Below are 18,018 nucleotides of genomic sequence, written 5' to 3'. Positions count from 1 at the left end.
CGCATCACCCGCCTCCGGACAGGGTGCAACCGCTTTCCAGCGGCGGCCGTCGAACCACCGACGACCGCCGCCCCGGGGAGTCCGAGCAATGGCCCCTCCCGCACCGCCCCTGCCCCACACGCTCCGTGCGACGCTGGCCCTGCTCCTGGGCGAATACCGGCGCCGCCCCGCGCTCCTGCTCGGGCTCGCCTCGGTCCCGCTCCTCCTCGGCTGGCTCGCAGCGACCCTCACCCGGGCGCGCCTGCTCTCCGGTGCCCGGTGGATCGACGGCGGCCTGGTGCACCTGCCCACCGGGGAGGAGGCGTTCCGGCAAGGGCTCGCGTCCGTCGTCGGCTTCATCGGCCTCCCCGTGGCCTACGGGCTCCTCGCCCTCGTCATCGTCGGACGCCTCCTGGGACGGCCCACCCCGATCCGAACCGCTCTGGTCCGGCTCCTCAGACGCCCCGGCCTGCTGCTCGGATGGTGGCTCCTCACCGCCATCGGCTTCGGCATGGTCGCCTTCGGCATCGAGGCGCCGATGATCCTCCTGGGCCTGGCGCCTCCCGTCGACTACGCCGGTCCGGTCCGACTGCTGATCGTGACGGCGTCCCTGTTCGTCCTCCCCGCCGTCCTCGCCCAGTGGGCCGTCCTCCTCCCCGTCGCCCTCCTGGAGGACCTGCGCGGCCGCGAGGCCGTGGAGCGCTCGTGGGCGCTGGGAGAAGGGGAGCGGGTCCGCCACATCGCCTGCCTCGCCCTGTCGGCCGGCCTCCTGTTCCTCCCCCGAGCCGCAGCCGAGGCGGCGTATATCTTCACCGACGGCCCGACGAAGGCGGTGTTCTGGGTCGCGGCCGAAGGGCTCGTCCTCGCCCTCATCGCCCCGGCGGCCCTCCTGACCGCCTGCGCGCCCGTCCTGTACTCCCTTCACGGCGATCCCCGCGCGGCAGGGCGGCACACATCCACAGCAACAGGACGACACCCGAAGCGGGCCGTCCTTCTCGCCGCCGCGCTCGCCACCGTCGTCGCCCTGCCGCTCCTCGGCACCCGGATGTACACCGAAGAGCTCGCCCACGTCCCTCGGCTGGCCATCGACCCCGCCTCCGACACGAACACCCTGGCCCCGGACGACCTCGAACCGGTCCCCGGCGGAACGGGCTTCGCCTCCCTCACCCAGGACCGTTGGCGGGACGGCACCGACGCCCTCCTCCTCTACACCTGCGAAGCCGACTGCCCGGACGGGCAAGCGCGCGAGCGCGAGATCGGCACACTGCCCGAGGGCACCTTCCTCAACTCCTGGGCGATCGCCGCGGACGGCGACCGGCTCCTCATCGGAGCGGTCCGCACCGACTCCGGCCGGGGACCCGACACCGACACCGCCGCCTCAGACACCGACGCCCCCAGCACCGACCCCGACGCCGGCAGCGTTCTCGCCGTCTACCGCTGCTCGGACGACGACTGCGACGGCCCATGGACGACCGACCTGCCCACCCCGTCGTCCACGCCCCTGCCGCTCTACGGCATGCGCCTCGCCCCCAGCCCCGACGGCGGATACGCCGCCCTCCTCTACGGACCGTCCGAGCCGACCGTCCACCACTCGGACGAGACGCCCGCCGCACTCCTCGCCTGCCCCGCGTTCGACTGCGAGACGCCTTCAGTGAGCCGACTGCCGGACGTGGTGGCAGCCGACCTCGCCTTCGCTCCCGACAGCTCGCTCGCGATCGCCCACCTCACTCCGGGCGGCAACGCCCTGCACCTTCTGGTGTGCCGCGAAGCCGAGTGCGACACCGGCGATCCGCGTGAACTGGACGGCCCATGGACCGCGGATCACAGCCGGTGGCTCCCCCGCCCCGCGCCCTCCGTCGCCGTCGACCCCTCCGGCCGCCCCCACGTGGCCGCCGTCGGCCGGGACGGCGACCGGCTCCTCTACCACGCCTGCTCGGACGCGCACTGCTCCTCGTGGGAGTCGGCCTTCCTCCTCCACAAGGACGAGGCCCCGGGCGTCCTCGGCGAGGCGGGCCTCCGGCTCACCGAGGACGCCCGCCCATCAGTCCTCACGAGCGGCGCACTCATCCACTGCCTCGCCCCTCGCTGTGACCTGGGAAAATAACTCCGGCGCGCCATACCCTCCGAACCCAGACCACTACTTACTGTAATCAGAGTGGACTTCCCGGCCATGAGGGGACACTCGATGACGCTGCCTGGGGACAGACCCGAACGCTCACCCCGCCGCGACCGAACGCGCCGCTGGACGGCGGCCATCGCGGCGACGGCCGTCGGCGCGGTCGCCGCCGTGCCGCTCCACCCCCAGGCGGCCGCCGCCGAGCCCGGCCACCCCGGGGTTCCCAGCGACCCGCCGGTCCTCTTCCAAGAGGACTTCGAGCAGGCCGGGGACGGCAGCAACACGAGCCTGCAGGACTACGTCGGCGCGACCGGCCAGACCTACACCGCCGACCCGTACTGGGTGAACCGCCCCGACTGCAACGGCTTCATCGTCGACGCGACCAGCCAGCGGCAGGACGACGACTGCACCTCGGCCGGGCAGGAGGAGGGCGCCTTCACCATCCTCGAGAAGCTGACCCGGGCCCTCGGCACGCTCCGCGGCTCCGACGACCCCGGCACCAACGCCGGCGTCGCCTCCTTCACCGAGGGCGACGGCCCGGACGGGGCCGTCCAGTTCCGCACCGCCACCCCGATCGCGCTTCCGGTCGAGAGCAGGTTCGTCACCTTCTCCGTGGACGCGGCCGCCATGAACTGCCAGTACGCCGACATGTGGACCCCGCCCAAGCTGCGCTTCTCCCTGATCGACTCCCAGGGCACCGAGCGCCCCATGTCCGACTCGGCCATCGACGTGTGCTCCGACCCGCGGGGCATCGACATCCCCGGCGAGACCGGCTTCCGCGCGGGCACCTTCCCCGCCGACGGGTCGTACCTGCTGCGCGGCGGCGCCTTCGACATCGTGCTCCGCAACGACCAGGGCCAGCGGTTCGGCAACGACGGCGCCTACGACAACATCGCCGTCCTCGACGTCACGCCGCAGCTCGACAAGGAGTTCGACCCGCAGGTGCGCATCGTCGGGGAGACGTCCCGGCTGACGCTCGCCGTCACCAACACCTCCGAGCTGGCGGCCAAGAACGGCTGGGCCTTCACCGACACGCTCCCCGACGGCCTGCGCATCGCCGACGACCCGAACCTGGACACCACCTGCACGGCCGACGTCGAAGCCGAGGGCGGCGGCAGCACCGTCACCGTCACCGACGGCGCCCTGGCCGCCCAGGAGGTCTCCTGCACGATCGCCCTGGACGTCACCTCGGACCAGACCGGCACCTTCACCAACGGGCCCGGCGAGATCAGCGACGCGGTCGGCATCAACCCGCCCGAGGACACGGACGTGTCCTTCGCGGACGCGGACTTCGGCGACGCCCCGGACTCCTACAAGACGACGCTCGCCGACGACGGCCCGGTGCACCTCCTCACCGACGAGGAGCCCGACGCTCACACGGCGGCGCTGATGCTCGGCGACACGGTCGACGCCGAGCCCGACGGCGTCCCCGGCCCGGGCGCCGACGGTGACGACGACGCCGGCCCCGCCGACGACGACGAGGACGCGGTGGGCCCGATCACCGGCCTCGTCGGCCACGACCTCACCGTCCCCGTCAAGGCGGCCAACGACACCGCCGAACCGGCGACGCTCGCAGGGTGGGTCGACCTCGACCGGGACGGCTCCTTCGGCGAGGACGAGAGGCGGACCGCCACCGTCCCAGCCGACGCAGGGACGACCACGGTGGAGCTGGACTTCCCCGCCCCGGCCGACGAGGGCGGCACCTACGCCCGCTTCCGCATCGCCCCGGAGGGCGCGGCGCCGGCCGGAGCGGACCGCGCCGAAGGCGACGACGCGCCCGCCCCGATCGGGCGCGTCGTGGGGGGCGAGGTCGAGGACCACCCGGTCACGATCGGGGACCGCGCCCTGGAGATCGCCAAATCGGTCGACCCGGCCGGACCCGTGCAGCCGGGCGACACGGTCACCTACACCGTCACGGCCACCAACACCGGCAGCGCCGCCTACACCGGGAACGACCCGGCCGTCGTCACCGACGACCTCAGCGGTGTGCTGGACGACGCGGCCTACGGAGAGGACGCGGCCGCCTCGGCCGACGGCGCGCCCGTCGGGGAGATCGCCTACAGCGCGCCCGAGCTGACCTGGTCGGGGCCGCTGGAGCCCGGCCAGACCGTGACGATCACGTACACGGCGGTCGTCGGCGCCCCGGACGGCGGCGACGGGAAGCTCGCCAACGCGGCCACCACCGACGACCCGAACGGCCGCTGCGAGGGCGACGACCCCGACAACTGCAGCACCAAGGTGGACGTCCTTCCGCCCGCCCCGGCGCCCACGCCCACACCGACGCCCACGCCGACTCCGGACCCGACCCCGGAGCCGACTCCGGAGCCCGAACCCGAGCCGTCCCCGTCGCACGACGGGCCTGTGCCGCCGGTGCCGCCGGACGAGGCGGGACCGCCCGAGGGGGACGACGACGGCTACCTGCCCCTGACGGGCGGGGCGGTCGCCGGCCTGCTGGCCGCGGGCGCGGTGCTCGTCGCCATCGGGGCCGTCGCGCTCCGGGCGTCCTACCTGCGCCGCTCGGAACTGCGCCGGTCGGCCTGACGCAGCGCCCCACCCGGGGCGGCCGGGGGTCCACGCCACGGGCGTGGGCCCCCGACACGTTCGCCCTCACCTCCGGATGACCGTCTCCTCACCGAAACGGGACAGCTTCTCCGGGTTGCGGACGTTGTAGATGCCGGTGATCAGCCCGTCCTCCACCCGCAGCGTCATCACGCTGTCGACCTCGCCGTCCAGCCGCAGCATCAGTCCCGGCCACCCGTTGACCTGAACAGCGTCGATCCGCAGTTCGCCTTCGAGGCGGCTCATGCCGAGCTCGAACAGGCGGGCCACGCGGTCCGCGCCCACCACGGGCTTGGAGATCGCCTGCTTCACGCCGCCGCCGTCGGCCAGCACCACGACGTCCGGCGCCAGGGTGTCCAACAGCGCCTGCAGGTCGCCCGTCTCCACCGCGCGCTGGAAGGCCGCGGTCACCTCCCGCGTCTCCTTCAGCGTGGCGACGCCGCGCGGGCGCCGCTCAGCGACGTGCGCCCGGGCCCGGTGGGCGATCTGCCGGACGGCGGCCTGCGACTTGCCGACCGCCTCGGCGATCTCCCCGTACCCGACGTCGAACACCTCGCGCAGCACGAACACCGCGCGCTCGGTCGGCGCGAGCGTCTCCAGCACTAGCAGCATCGCCGTGGAGACGCTGTCGGCGAGCTCGACGTCCTCGGCCACGTCGGGGGCGGTCAGCAGCGGCTCGGGCAGCCACGGACCGAAGTAGCTCTCCTTGCGGCGCCCGAGCGCGCGCAGGCGGGTGAGGGACTGGCGGGTGGTGATGGTGACGAGGTAGGCGCGCCGGTCCCGCACCGACTCGAGGTCCACGCCCGACCAGCGCATCCACGTCTCCTGGAGGACGTCCTCGGCGTCCGCCGCCGAGCCGAGCATCTCGTAGGCGACGGTGAAGAGGAGGTTGCGGTGTTCGACGAACGCCTCCGTCGCGGCGTCCACCGTGGCGTCGGCGGCACCGAAGGCGTCACCCTCGGGCTCGGGCATGGCGTGCTCCTGTCGCGTCTCGCGGCCGTTTCCCATGGGACGCCGCTCCGCCGTCGACTGTGACACACCGGGCCGGGGCCGTCCGGGCGATCCGCGCGGGCGCGCCGCCGCGGTGATCGGTCGCAGCGGGCTGGCTCGACGGGCCACACGGTCCAGGTGCCCATCCCCCCGTCCGGAAATACGTGAACCCCGGCGAGGACGGTTCGCCGGGGCCGGAGCATGAGCCAGGAATCGCCGGTGGCGGGTCCGCCGCCCCGTCGACGGCCCCCATCAGCCGCCCCAGGAGAGGTCGGCGGACCCGCACCTGCGACGCCGCCCCGTCGGGCGCCGTCGTCTCTGCCACCACACCGGCCGCGCTTCAACTCGCACCGCGACCGGCCACACATTCATGATCACCGTGCGGGCACCGGCCGCACAACGCTCTTCGACCACTCTCGAAACACGCAGATGGCCGCAGTGAAACGAAGGGTGTTCACCTTCGCCGGATCCGGTCGAAGTGGAACGGGCAGTGGGTGCCCCCGGTGCCGATGGTCGTGGGGCGGTCGAAGCGGAACCCGTGCTCGCCGGGGTCGATGGCGTCGATCCAGTTGGCGTCGAACGCGCACAGGACCGGCGTCAGCTCCGGCGCCCCGTTGGCCGACAGGGCCTCGTGGAAGAAGCAGTGGCGGACGTCGACGTGGTAGCGGTCGCCGTCGTCGGCCGAGCGCTCGAAGACGAAGCCCTTGCCGAACGCCTGCTCCTCTCGGGCCTTGCTCATCTCGACGATGGAGGCGAAGGCGTCCTCGGCGCCGTCCAGCCTGGCCCGGGTGCCGTCCTTGACGGCCTCCGCGAACGGCTCGTTGAAGCAGGCCCGGACGAGGTCGAGTGCGGCGTCCCGCCCGACCCGGGGCCGCAGGGCCTCATAGGCGGCGACCAGCGCCATCGTCATGCGGAGGTTCTGGCGCGCGGGGGCGTCGACGACCCGGGACCGGTTCGCTTCTTCGAGTTCGTCCTGGCGCGCCTGCATGGAGGCGGTCAGGGAGTGGTCGTCCAGTTCCTCGCCGAGGCGCCGGTAGAAGGCGTCCAGCAGCAGCGCCGTGTCCCGGTCGGGATCGGGGACGTAGGCGTCACCGTCGAGCCCGAACGGGTCGGGTCCGGTGGAGGGGGCGGAACTGTCGGATCGGTCGGTGGACATGGCGGTCCTTCCGTGTACGGGCTCGGCACGCACACGACCGCGGTCCGGGTTCGACGCCGGAGTGACTGGCCGCGCCCGCACCGAGCGAGCACGCCAGCGCGCTCCACCACCGACCGGGCGCTGACAGGCTGATGTGATCTGTCGCCGGGAGTGTGCCACGCACGGGGCGCTAGTGTCCATTCGCGTCAGTCCCGCGCTCGACCCCGTTGCTCGCGCGGTACTCCGGTGGCGCCCCGAAATTCGATTGAGCCCTCTGACGCGGGTGGATTAGCGTCCCCGGATGCCCTACTTCGAACTGCCGCCGGGGTCATACCTGGCCGCCGCCATCACCGAGCGCTGGACGTGGATCCCGCTGCGGATCCCATCGTGGTGGACCATCCACCAGAACTCCGTCGATGCCCGCCGCCTCCCGTCGGGCCGGTACGAGGTCAATGACAGCGAAGACCTCTTCTGGGCCAGCCGCCCGACCGCGCCGGACGAGGAGGAGCGGATCCACCTGGATGCGGGGTGGTACCGGACCCTTTTCCGCCTGGTGTTCTTCGCCCACACCTTCGACGACCTGGGGATCGGGCATGAGACGGACGACCTGGAGGAGTTCATCGCCACCTTGGAGTCGTGGCTGGCTTCACCGGAAGCGGTGATCGGCCGGTGAACGGCCCCCCATGACAACTCGGCACCCTGAATTCGCGGCCCGCGACGGAGGTGTCGATCCCGCGCCGGGGTTCCGGCTCAGTTGGTTCAGCCGCTTCCTCCGGACCAGCCCTCAGCCGGCTCAGCCCCCGGTCGCCCTTGGGGCCCCGTCCAGGACCAGCCGCCACAGGGAGGTGACCTCGCGGCGCCGGGCGTCGTGGAGGGGGTCGGCGGTGTCGCCGGCGCGCGGGTGGTTCGGGACCGTGTCGATGCGGTCCGCGACACGGAGCCCCGCGCCCTCGATGGCGCCGAGCAGTTCATCACGGGTTCTCAGCCCGACGTGCTCGGCGAAGTCGGACAGGACGAGCCAGCCCTCCCCCATCGGGGCCACGTGGTCGGCGAGGCCCGTCAGGAAGCGGTGCAGCATCGCGGAGTCCGGGTCGTAGACGGCGCGGTCCAGGTCCGAGCTGGGCAGGCCCGGGAGCCATGGCGGGTTGCAGACGACGACATCGGCGTGCCCTTCCGGCCAGGGGTCGGCTTCGACCACGTCGACTCGATCGTCCAGCCCGAGGCGCTGCACATTGGCGCGCGCGCAGGCGACGGCGCGGGGGTTGATGTCGGTCGCGACCACCTGCCGCGCGCCCCGCCGGGCGAGGAGGGCGGCGAGGACGCCGGTGCCGGTGCCGAGGTCGAACACGACCGGATGCTCCATGCCCTCAGGGAAGGGGGCCTGGGCGACGAGGTCGACGTATTCGCTCCGCGTGGGCGAGAAGACGCTGTAGGCCGGGTGGATGCGCGCGTCAAGTTGGGGGATGTCGACGCCCTTCAGGTGCCATTCATACGCGCTGAGCACACCTATGAGCTCCGACAGCGACACGCACGTCCGCTCGGGGGCACCGGTGTTCCCGTCCCCGTAGGCATGCGCACACGCCGCCCGCACGTCCGGAGCGCGGCGCAGGCCGAGGGTGTAGTCGGGCTCCAAGACGACGAGCAGCCGCCCGAGTAGCCGAGCACGGTCGGCGCGGGCGGTGCGGTGCTCATGGAAGAGGGCCGCCGTGCCCTTCTTCCCGCCCCTCCCCTTATGTGACCGCTTCTGCACCTCCCGTTGGTGACGCCGGTCGAGCCCTTGGAGGAGCCGGCGCCCGCCCTCGTAGTCACCGGGCCAGAGGACCCCGATGTCGGCCCGGAGGAGCCGGTAGGCGGCATCCACGGTGGTCCGGTCAGAGGCGACGACGATACGGGAGGGGGCAGGGGCGGAGCTCTCGGACCGCCAGAGGGCGGTGAAGGAGGTCCCGTGCTCGTTCCAGGTGACGGTGGCCATGAGGTACTCCAGAGCGCGATCGAAGATGCCGGTGACCAGCAGCGCTTCGATGCAGGGGTCGGGAGTACGACAGGGGGCTAGAGGAGGTCAGCCCCCACCCGGGAAGGGAGTCCCCCGCACCGAAGCACGGGAGCGGTGCCTGCAGAGCACCAAGCCCATGACCACGGGGGTTCCTTCCGTCGGGTGGGTTGATTCTTACACAGGCGGAGCGCACCCACCTGCTCTCGTTCGTCTTCTCCCTGTGGTCTCTCCACTTCGGTAGTGGCCGGAAGCGGACCGACCAGGCTCCCTGTCAGCGATCGGTTACCCACCGGGTGTAGTTTTACCCTTCCAAGGGAGGAAGCCGCCTCCCTGCCCCCAGGAGCCCACACCAAGCAGACTTAGAGGCGAAGAAATGGATGAGATAGGCGCCAATGTAGCCGAAGCGGCGTACAAGAATCAACTCGCAAAACAAACAGCAGAAGAATTGAGTGGAGTCACCGCAAAATTTACCGAAGCGATGTTGAACGCCAAAGACAAAATGGGAAAAACTCCGGGCGTTGAAGGATATGAAAGATATTCCGAAGAATGGGATAATACGTTGAAGAGCATGGAGGAGCATGCGATGTCCATCGCCTTTGGCGTCGACCAATCGACCAGCGATATTCAAACTGTAGACGAAGAGGCACACGCGGACTATTCAGGAATCGCTGGATTGCTTAGCCGCAGCGTAAACACGTAAAACGGTTAGCAACGGAAGGGATTTACGATGCATCTCCTATCATTTCACTACAAGTCTCCTGACGCCACTTCGGAAGACGCAAAATCTGCAGCAGATGAAATACTCGAGCTCCTCGGCACGATAACCGGATCCGGGGAAGATGTCGGCACTAAATTTTCAGACACCGCCGCAGAGTTCACCGACATGATCGCATCCGAAATCAAAACGGCGGGAATTTACAACGCCTCGAAATGGCAGAGCGCCGCAATGGCCGTTATTCACGCTGGGGGTGTGGCGAACAAATGGTCCTCCCATTTGGAGGACTATAAGACTGCGATCAGCAATCTCAAAGCAGAGGCAGAGGACGCCAAAACTCGCTACCTAGGTGCCTCTGGTAAGACAAGCGACGTTGATAAAATAATCAAATACAATGCAGAGATACGCGAGCTAAACGGGCGTGCGGGAAAAGCGTGGGCTGGCCTTGTGGAAGATTCTGATGGCTGCTCGAATCTCCTAAGACAAGGCCCCACAGAATCAGCAATGAAGGTCCTGGTCGCGGAAGGAGGAATCGGATGGCTCCCCTATAACGTACTGGGGGCAGAAATGCCGATACCAGTGGATGCCAGCGACGGAAAAAAGATGGGGAAGGAGATGGAGAAATACCTTGACGAAGATGGCAAAGTGATCGACGATCGGTATTACGAGATTGTTGCAGCACTTAATGCCGTTAATGCGCGCGCTCTTGTGCTAGCAAAGCGCGGCGACAATCTTTCCGAGAAGGAGATTGGTTTCCTCCAGTCTTTCTTCGAAGAACTGGAAAAACTTGATTCCGATCCACGGACCGCGGCTAACGAGGGAACAGGCTATTCAGAAGGAGTCCTTAGTATCCCAGAGCGCCTTAGCGCCATGGGCGCTATCGACGAATCTGGACAAATTGACGATAAGTGGCAGGGGTTCATCGAAGGAATAGGTACAGGCCTCCTCGTCCTTTCGGACGAGACACTGGGTGGAAACTTCAAGTACGTTCCTGATTCTGTGGCGAACGCGCTGTACGGGCCACAATCATCTTATTATCTGGAGAAAGAAGGTGCTGAAGATCTCGCCTTTGTTCATGGTGAGCAGTACTGGCGCGAAGATATGCGCAACTTGAGCGTGATTCTTGGCGAGTCTAATGATGAAACACAAGGCGGCGCCAAGTTCTCTCGAGAACTCACGGCGACTGTCGGAGCCAACATTGACACACTAATGAATGACAATAATCCAGGAAGTCCTGCTTGGCCAGAATTCCATGCTCCCTCGGAGGAACAACTCGAGAGTCTCGTAGACGTATCGACCAGGAATAAATCAGCTAACCACGCAATCCTTACCGGAGAAGGAGGGACGTACGAGACGGATACCAAGGACGTGCTTGAAGGGTTGTTCACCTATGCCTGGGAGGACGAAGGTGCCGCTGTCTCGGGGCTTACAGACTGGATCTCTGAAGACGCACTGAGTGATCTTCCTAGTGTGCGGGAGAGAGCTGGAGAGGCAGCCGCAGGACTGGTTGAACAGATAACAAGCAAAGACATGTTCGCGAAATTGGTGAGCACCGGTGAAACTGTAACAGAACAAACCCCTGACGGCCCTATCACCTACGAGAACGCATCCTTTACTGCACTCAATCCTGAAGTGGCCTCTAGCCTCGGTGATATTTTTGTCAGGTATGTGGACAGTTTTGCATTTCCTACAGGGCAGGGAGATGTCGCCTTCGAACACTCCGAAGGATATGATGGTGACCCGCAAATTAGAATTGCAATGGAGGAACAAAACTCAATCGATTTCATGCAATTCCTCATGGGGGATACTGAAACTGCTGCCAAGACCGTGGACACCGCAAACAAGTACTCAACCATCATGATGGACATCGGTGCAGCCAGCGGGGAGCCTGGAATCGCAGGTGAAAGAGTGGGACGCCTCAACGGAATGATGGAGACAGCTCTGCAAAATGACGCATTGGACCGGAATATGGATCTTGATGAGGCGAAGGAACGAAAGGATAATCTGGTTGCGATGGGGCCGAATGTAGTAGCAGACACCGCCTCACTTTACCCTCCTATCGGTATGGGCGTGAAGTGGGCTATTAACTTCGCAACAGGGGACATCGTAGACGCTGTCGTTGAGGAAGCTCCTCACCAGTCAGAGCGTGAAACGAACATTTTTGATCGACAAGGAATGAAGACGCAATCTGATCTGATAGTCCTTGATACTGCAATCGAAAGCGACAGCGAAAATATTGAACGCATGTCGGAGAAAGACCGAGAGACTCTCAAGGATGCAGGGATTCTCGTCCCTGACAGCGATGGCGAACTGCACGTTGAGCTCAGCGAAAACAAGTTGCAGGAACTAGATGCCGAGGAACGCGAAGACGTGGACAGGGCTATCAACCGGTCTCTCAACTTGGTTCAGGTCAAGGTAGAGGTACCAGACTCAGGAGCAGGAAGTTTCACAAACAGCGGAAGGCATTATTCTGACCAGTACCTGGATAATTTTGACAGGAAGAAGGAGGACGTCCAGGATAAGTACGGAGTAAGCGACGAAGAGTACAAAGAGAAGAAGGACGCACAGAGTGGATGGTCGTGGTGATCCGAAGCCTGAAAGTACTCGCACCCGTGCTCTCGACTATGCTCGTATTCGGCTGCTCCGGGGGACCGATGGGTAATGAAGACCCTCCGGACCGAACAGGAGAGAACAGAGGCGACAGCATCCAACAAGGCGACGTTTACACTCAACTCCAGTTGACGTCATTGAAGATACAATCAGAACAGCGCAAAGAAGACGCCAGCGAAGAATTTCTAAAATCTCTCGGGGAGCGCAATTTCGACATCTTGAGCAGTCGCGGAATCATCCAGAAAGAAAAAGGAGAACTAACTGTGAATGATACTCTAAATCCTCAGGATCCAGACTCTTGGGTGAACGACGCCCCGAAATACGACGAGACAAAGAGCGCCTTGTCGGATTTCGAGTATGCCTACACCATGAATCATTGCGGGACGGAGATCTCTCCCCATGAGATCATGGAGTCATATTTGGACGAATCTTTCGGAAAATACAACACACTCGAAGAGTACAGAGACGACTATTATCAGTTTATAAATGACTGTTGACGTTGGACTTCTACATGAGGGAATGAGTACGTCTTACAGAAACAAGTCTGAGCGGTCCGCCATGGTCGAGTTGGGTGTCCGTTTAGGTGTCCGCCCACCGGTTCTCCCCTGCGCTCCCCCAGCGAACCGTGTTCAGCGACCTATCGTGGGACACATGCCTGCTCCTTGTTCGAAGCCGACGGCACCGACTCCCACGCGGGGCCCTCGGGAGTCCTTCATGACCAGCACCGGCAGAACGCCCTGCTTGCCGCCTATCCCGGGCTCAGGCTACTGCGCTTCTCTTGGAAGGTCCTCCCCTCCCCGAACACCATCGTGGCGACCATCGCGACCGCTCTAGACCCGCAATGAGCTCTCAGCCCGGGCGGCACCCGAACCGGCGGCCCAAGTAACCCATCCGGCGTCGCAGAATCGACGCTTTTAAGCAGATCAGGTGTCGATTCCACCACGCAGGAGGAATGCTGCCCCACTCCACAGATGCTGCCGCCCACGGCTGCCAAGACAGGCCGAGGCCGAGCTTCCTCACCAAGGGCGCCAGATCCGCCTCTCCTTCATCCTGACCACGCTTGCACGGGCACCTGCGTGCGTTGGTATCCGGACGTACTGTTACCGTCTCTGCCACGAACATGACGGATCCCCCATTCCGGGCATGACTGCTTGGCCTGCAGGTACGGGGTTCGCTTAGGAGCAAGGATGTACAGAGTGCCGTTGACCAGGACTCGCCCGATTCTGGATGCGCTCGGGAGCATCGGCCTGGGACTACTTACAGGCGGCGTCCTCCTGGCCGTCGTTGCGGTATTCCGGCTTGGCGCCATGGGCAACGACGCGCTAGAGACAGTCACCGAGCTACCTTCATGGTGGGTCACGGTGGCACTCGGAACACTCGCAGCTTTGATCACGCCAAGGTGGGGCGAGGAGCAGGCCGGGACTCAATCAAAGGGACACCAGCGGTGGGCACACACGCTGTTATTCGCGGTGGTGGGGATGTCCTCGCTATATGTGAGCTACGCCGCGTTCCCGGCAAATACTTTTTGGGCGACCGCCACGTCCAGTGAGGCATACTCCCCAGCCCCCATCAGAGTGTCCGTATGGGGGGCCGCTGTGGTGATCTTCCTGGGCGCCGTCCTCACAGCTGCCTCCACTCGACGGCCGCGAGTCAGGGCTCCACTGCGCTTTCTGCCACTCTTCTCGGCAGGGCTTGTCCTCGTCATCGCTGCTGAATTCGTGCTCCGTACAGCCGCTCTTTACGAGCCAGTAGACTATGTGATCGGCACAGTCGCTCCTGAAGACGACGGGCTCGAGGTACCGACCGAAGCAAACAAGGTCGGCTGGTCATGGAAGGCGCCTACGGGCGCCCGATTGGAGTCTGTGCAGCCCGGACCATCCGGCCCGCTCCTTATTTTCGAAGACGGAATTGTCTCCCTAGACGGCACGACCGGTGACGAGTTGTGGCACTACCGGAAGCCCTACAGCGACATTGTAGAGGTCTCGGTGATCGACGACGGAGCCACGGGCGTCGTCGCAAGCCTTCCGAACGGGCAGCCGTCCGGCGACCAGACCATCACGGAGATCTCGACCACGACTGGCGAGATCACCCGAGAATCGACACTGGGAGGATGGGTCGCCGATGCGGCCCCTGAAGACGCCGGATTCGACTTCAAGGGCAGAACGTCGGACATGCGACTGTTCGTCGGCAGTGAGGATGGAAAGTCGCTCCGATGGAGTGCCCGCTCAGCGGAGACGGGAGAAGAGCTGTGGAGATTCAAACTCCCGTCCAGCGACGGACGCACCTGCGCCCCGGATGACCAATGGGCGGCCGACAGGAATTATCTCGTGGCAGAGAACCGGGTCGTCTTCCTTTATGGATGTCTGAACGTAGACCCTGATGCCGACGCTTGGAGGCGCAACCCCTGGAATCAATTCGATAGACAGGAAGGCGAGTTCACCCTTGAGGTCGTCGCTAAGGACGCGGACACTGGGCGGACGACCTGGAAGCACACTTGGGAAGGCTCCCAGGGAAGTCCAATGAACATTTTTCGGCTCGCCGCCTCACACCCGGCGCCCAGCAGGGAAGGTGACACTGTGATCACCTTGGGCTCCCTGACCGCACCTCCCATCATTCTGGATCCGAAGGACGGCACGCCTATCACCGAACTACCTGGAGACTTGGCAGAGTTCACTGCCCACGACCGATCATTCGAGCGCCTAGTTTATTCCGACTCCGAATTCACTATCATTCAGACCGGTAGCGTATTCGATCGCGAACTTTCGGAGGTATTCCAACTGGAGCCACATACTGGGAGTGCCATTGAAACCATTCGCGCATCCAGCGACAGCTTGTTTTTCAGGGAGCTTGAAACGGCCACACTTCTTGGCGATTCGATCTCAATCATGTCCCGACACCGCGGATCGATAGGGGATTCACGCGCGCTTTCCTTCGCCACCTTGCCCTTCGGCTCCGACGTTACCGACGTCGACTGGATCGAACTCGGCCCGGTACACCCGGACACTAGACGGGCTACCGGCGTTTGGGAGGACCGCGCACAGGTAGTCCCGGTTCCGGGCGCGGTGGTCGCTTACGTCGCGGATACCGAGCCGATGGTCGTGTACGGACTGGTGGCCTGACGCAGGCGGCCCTCATGCATCGGGAGGCAGAGCAGCAGGGGCCGGGATGACCGTGCCCACCGCCGGCGTGCGACCCCTCGGCCGCGCCTGACTACTAGCCCATCCACAGTCGGCTGCGACGCCCTACCCACGACAGGCGCGACCGGCGATATTGGCTCCATGGGTGACAGCACGACAGGGTTCGACCGCGTCCGTAGCATGGCCGCTCAGCAGAACGGGCTGGTGCGGGCTGCACAGCTCCGCGAGTGCGGGCTTGAGGAGGCCGCGATCCGCCACCATCTCAGGCGCGGCAACCTTACGAGGGCCTTCGGCCTCCATGGCGTCTATCTCGTTCCGGCGCTGGTCTCCCTGCGGTCGTCGTACCTCCTGCGGGCGCACGCGTTGCAACTGTCCATGGGCCCTGGAACGGTCCTCGCCGGCCGTACCGCTGCGCTTCTCTGGGGGATCCAAGGCGTCCCCTACCGTGAGCAAGACACTCTGGTCGTATGGCGCCCCACCTCCCACAGCCGGCGTGACATGTCGGGTGTCCAGGTGCTCCGAGGCACGCTCGATCCCGAAGACGTCATGTCCAAGGACGGCGTACGGGTGACGTCTCCCGAACGCACTCTCCGGGACACCGTCCTCTGCACCGACCGGGACATCGCCGTATCTCTGATGGACTCGGCCATCAACCTCGGCCTGGTCCGAGCCGACCGGCTCCCCGCTCTCGAGGCGGCCAACAAGGGGCGGATGGGCCAGCGCCGCACCGCACCGTGGTGGCGCCTTGCCGACGGGCGTGCACAGAGCCCATTGGAAACCCGAATCCGGCTGGTGTGCGTCGACGCCGGGCTACCGCCCGACGACCTCCAGCACCCTCTGCTGCTGCCCGGCGGGCAGAACATCTTCGGTGACCTCTGGTGGGACACGGGCCCGGTCCTTGTCGAAGCAGACGGCGCCAACTCCCACGCGGGGCCCTCGGGGCTCTTTCATGACCAGCACCGGCAGAACGCCCTGCTCGCCGCCTATCCCGGGCTCAAGCTGCTGCGCTTCTCTTGGAAGGACCTCTCCTCCCCGAACACCATCGTGGCGACCATCGCGAACGCCCTGAACCCGCAATGAGGTCTCGGCACGGCCGGCAGCCGAACCAGCAGCCCCCGTACCCAATCCAGCGTCGTGAAATCGACGCTTTTAAGCAGATCAGGTGTCGATTTCACCACTCAAGAGTGACGAGGTCAGCCCCCACCTGGTAGAAAAGCCCTCGTGTCGAGCGCATGACCACGAGGGTTCCTTCCATCGGGTGGGTCGATTCTTACACAGGGCGGAGAGAAATCCGGGGTCTCCCCCCTCGCCAAGCGCCAGCGCTCATCGGCCTACCAGAAGCGGCTCGCCGTCTAGCCGCCTTGAGGTCGACTTACTCGGAATGATCATATCGATGCTTCCAATGATTTAATGACGGCGTCCATGTAGGCCGTCGGAGGCGACAGCTTTTCGCGCTGAACCTCATCAGCAGTCAGCGCGAGCCTCTCTTCTCCGTCGATTTCAACGAACAGATCATCCTGGAACTTACCCGCCTCCACGCACCCGTTCTCCAGTGCCCGGTTTGCGGATTCCAATGTACTTCTAAGATCGATCTCCTGACGACTCCCTAAAACAATGATGCTCGCATCCGACTCATCTTCGTGCACTGGCGAGTCCACGACCTCATCGAACCTCTCCATGCCCAAGCTCCCCCATGGGGAAGGAGTAAAACTCTCCCCTTGCTTTATATCAAGGAAGACCCCTCCAGCTTCGTCAACCACTGTTGAAATCGGGTCAGACTCTGAACGCGCGATGTCGTTTTGATCGACCATGCGGACCTTCATATCGCTCAGGTCATCGACCTGGTACGTCCATTGCACACCTCCATTTTCGTCGAACGCAATCAAGCCATCATTGCCGCCGCATTCGTAGGGCAACACCATGGTCTCGGTGTTGGAAGCGGACTCCCATACATCTGATGGCATGTCCTTCAATGTGCAAGTAGAAGGCATACTGGAGGTCCAGCCCTCACGCTCCTCTGACAGGGCAGATACGGTCACCTGACTAGCAGATCCGTCTATGAACGCAACAGAATCCCCAAGCGTTCCGACAATCCTCACCGCTTCAGAAGGAAACGCCTGGTCCGACACCAGTTCACCGGATTCGACATCCATTACCATGTAGCGACGTTCTTGCCTGAACAGGGATGCCTGCGTATACGACATCACCAACCGCTGGTGATCTTCATCAGATTGCCCTTCTTGTGGAGCCGTGAGTTCTACACCCGATGGTCCGCTAGGAACATCGACAGACCATTGCTCACGCCCACGCGCCAACGTGTACGCAGACAAGTGATCCGGGTACACAGCGATCAGGTTTCCCGAAGACACCAGGAACCGATCGGGTTCCCGGCCTTCTTCCGCCGTGACGGCAGCTAGTACATCCTTAAGATTGTCGGCAGAGTACTGGCCTGCCGCACCAAAAACGGATGCGCGTTCGCTGGGTTGCACCACGGGCGCACGCTCGCGCGTGTACCACAAGCCGCCCCCCACCACAGCGACAACCACAAGGATCGCAAGTGCTGGGAGCACATATCTTTTTCGTAGTATTGCCAACTCACACTCCCATGCTGGGTTCCACTTTTGTTGATCAGGAGGGGCCATCCTGTTCACCACGCAGGATGAATACCTCTCCACTCCATAGGTGTTGCCGCCCACGGTTGCCACGACAGGCCGAGGCCGAGCTTCCTCACCAAGGGCGCCAGATCCGCCTCTCCTTCATCCTGACCACGCTTGCACGGGCACC

The 18,018-nt window shown here is 64.9% G+C and carries 12 protein-coding genes; 8 read left to right on the top strand and 4 right to left on the bottom strand.

What is annotated here, in order from left to right; all coding sequences use genetic code 11:
* Window positions 1-88: 88 nt before the first annotated feature.
* Together O4J56_RS02395 and O4J56_RS02390 are read left to right on the top strand one after the other, a co-directional pair.
* A complete protein-coding gene (locus O4J56_RS02395) occupies window positions 89-2,083 on the top strand; it encodes a hypothetical protein (protein WP_270683383.1) in 1,995 nt (664 codons plus the stop codon).
* Between the two features lie 81 nt (window positions 2,084-2,164).
* A complete protein-coding gene (locus O4J56_RS02390; RefSeq protein WP_270683382.1) occupies window positions 2,165-4,636 on the top strand; it encodes a DUF7933 domain-containing protein in 2,472 nt (823 codons plus the stop codon).
* A gap of 66 nt (window positions 4,637-4,702) precedes the next feature.
* On the opposite strand, the gene O4J56_RS02385 is transcribed toward O4J56_RS02390, so the two are convergent.
* Both O4J56_RS02385 and O4J56_RS02380 read right to left on the bottom strand, forming a co-directional pair.
* A complete protein-coding gene (locus O4J56_RS02385; protein ID WP_270683381.1) occupies window positions 4,703-5,626 on the bottom strand; it encodes an RNA polymerase sigma-70 factor in 924 nt (307 codons plus the stop codon).
* A gap of 472 nt (window positions 5,627-6,098) precedes the next feature.
* On the bottom strand, window positions 6,099-6,800 hold the full coding sequence (locus O4J56_RS02380) for an L-2-amino-thiazoline-4-carboxylic acid hydrolase (protein ID WP_270683380.1): 702 nt from the start codon (window positions 6,798-6,800) through the stop codon (window positions 6,099-6,101).
* Window positions 6,801-7,080: 280 nt separating this feature from the next.
* On the opposite strand from O4J56_RS02380, the gene O4J56_RS02375 reads away from it, so the two are divergent.
* Complete coding sequence (locus tag O4J56_RS02375; protein ID WP_270683379.1) at window positions 7,081-7,452, top strand: hypothetical protein; 372 nt, start codon at window positions 7,081-7,083, stop codon at window positions 7,450-7,452.
* Between the two features lie 120 nt (window positions 7,453-7,572).
* Here the strand turns inward: O4J56_RS02375 and O4J56_RS02370 are convergent, their stop codons facing one another.
* Window positions 7,573-8,751 (bottom strand): class I SAM-dependent methyltransferase, encoded by a 1,179-nt coding sequence (locus O4J56_RS02370; RefSeq protein WP_270683378.1) that lies wholly within the window; start codon window positions 8,749-8,751, stop codon window positions 7,573-7,575.
* A 394-nt stretch (window positions 8,752-9,145) separates the two neighbouring features.
* On the opposite strand from O4J56_RS02370, the gene O4J56_RS02365 reads away from it, so the two are divergent.
* The 5 genes from O4J56_RS02365 to O4J56_RS02345 all read left to right on the top strand — a co-directional run bounded on the left by O4J56_RS02365 (window position 9,146) and on the right by O4J56_RS02345 (window position 16,314).
* Window positions 9,146-9,472, top strand: coding sequence for a hypothetical protein (locus O4J56_RS02365; RefSeq protein WP_270683377.1), 327 nt, complete (start codon window positions 9,146-9,148; stop codon window positions 9,470-9,472).
* A gap of 27 nt (window positions 9,473-9,499) precedes the next feature.
* A complete protein-coding gene (locus tag O4J56_RS02360) occupies window positions 9,500-12,073 on the top strand; it encodes a TPR repeat region-containing protein (protein ID WP_270683376.1) in 2,574 nt (857 codons plus the stop codon).
* Window positions 12,061-12,594: a hypothetical protein gene (locus O4J56_RS02355; protein WP_270683375.1), complete on the top strand. Its 534-nt coding sequence runs from the start codon at window positions 12,061-12,063 to the stop codon at window positions 12,592-12,594. Before O4J56_RS02360 ends, O4J56_RS02355 begins: the two co-directional genes overlap by 13 nt.
* A gap of 690 nt (window positions 12,595-13,284) precedes the next feature.
* Window positions 13,285-15,216, top strand: coding sequence for an outer membrane protein assembly factor BamB family protein (locus tag O4J56_RS02350; RefSeq protein WP_270683374.1), 1,932 nt, complete (start codon window positions 13,285-13,287; stop codon window positions 15,214-15,216).
* Between the two features lie 159 nt (window positions 15,217-15,375).
* A complete protein-coding gene (locus tag O4J56_RS02345) occupies window positions 15,376-16,314 on the top strand; it encodes a type IV toxin-antitoxin system AbiEi family antitoxin domain-containing protein (protein WP_270683373.1) in 939 nt (312 codons plus the stop codon).
* 305 nt (window positions 16,315-16,619) lie between these two features.
* Here O4J56_RS02345 and O4J56_RS02340 read toward each other — a convergent pair whose 3' ends face one another.
* Window positions 16,620-17,930, bottom strand: coding sequence for a hypothetical protein (locus O4J56_RS02340; RefSeq protein WP_270683372.1), 1,311 nt, complete (start codon window positions 17,928-17,930; stop codon window positions 16,620-16,622).
* Between the last annotated feature and the right edge of the window lie 88 nt (window positions 17,931-18,018).

The organism is Nocardiopsis endophytica, assembly GCF_027706725.1.
In the GTDB taxonomy this organism is placed as follows: Bacteria; Actinomycetota; Actinomycetes; order Streptosporangiales; family Streptosporangiaceae; genus Nocardiopsis_A; species Nocardiopsis_A endophytica.
This window is presented reverse-complemented; position numbering and strand designations above follow the sequence as displayed.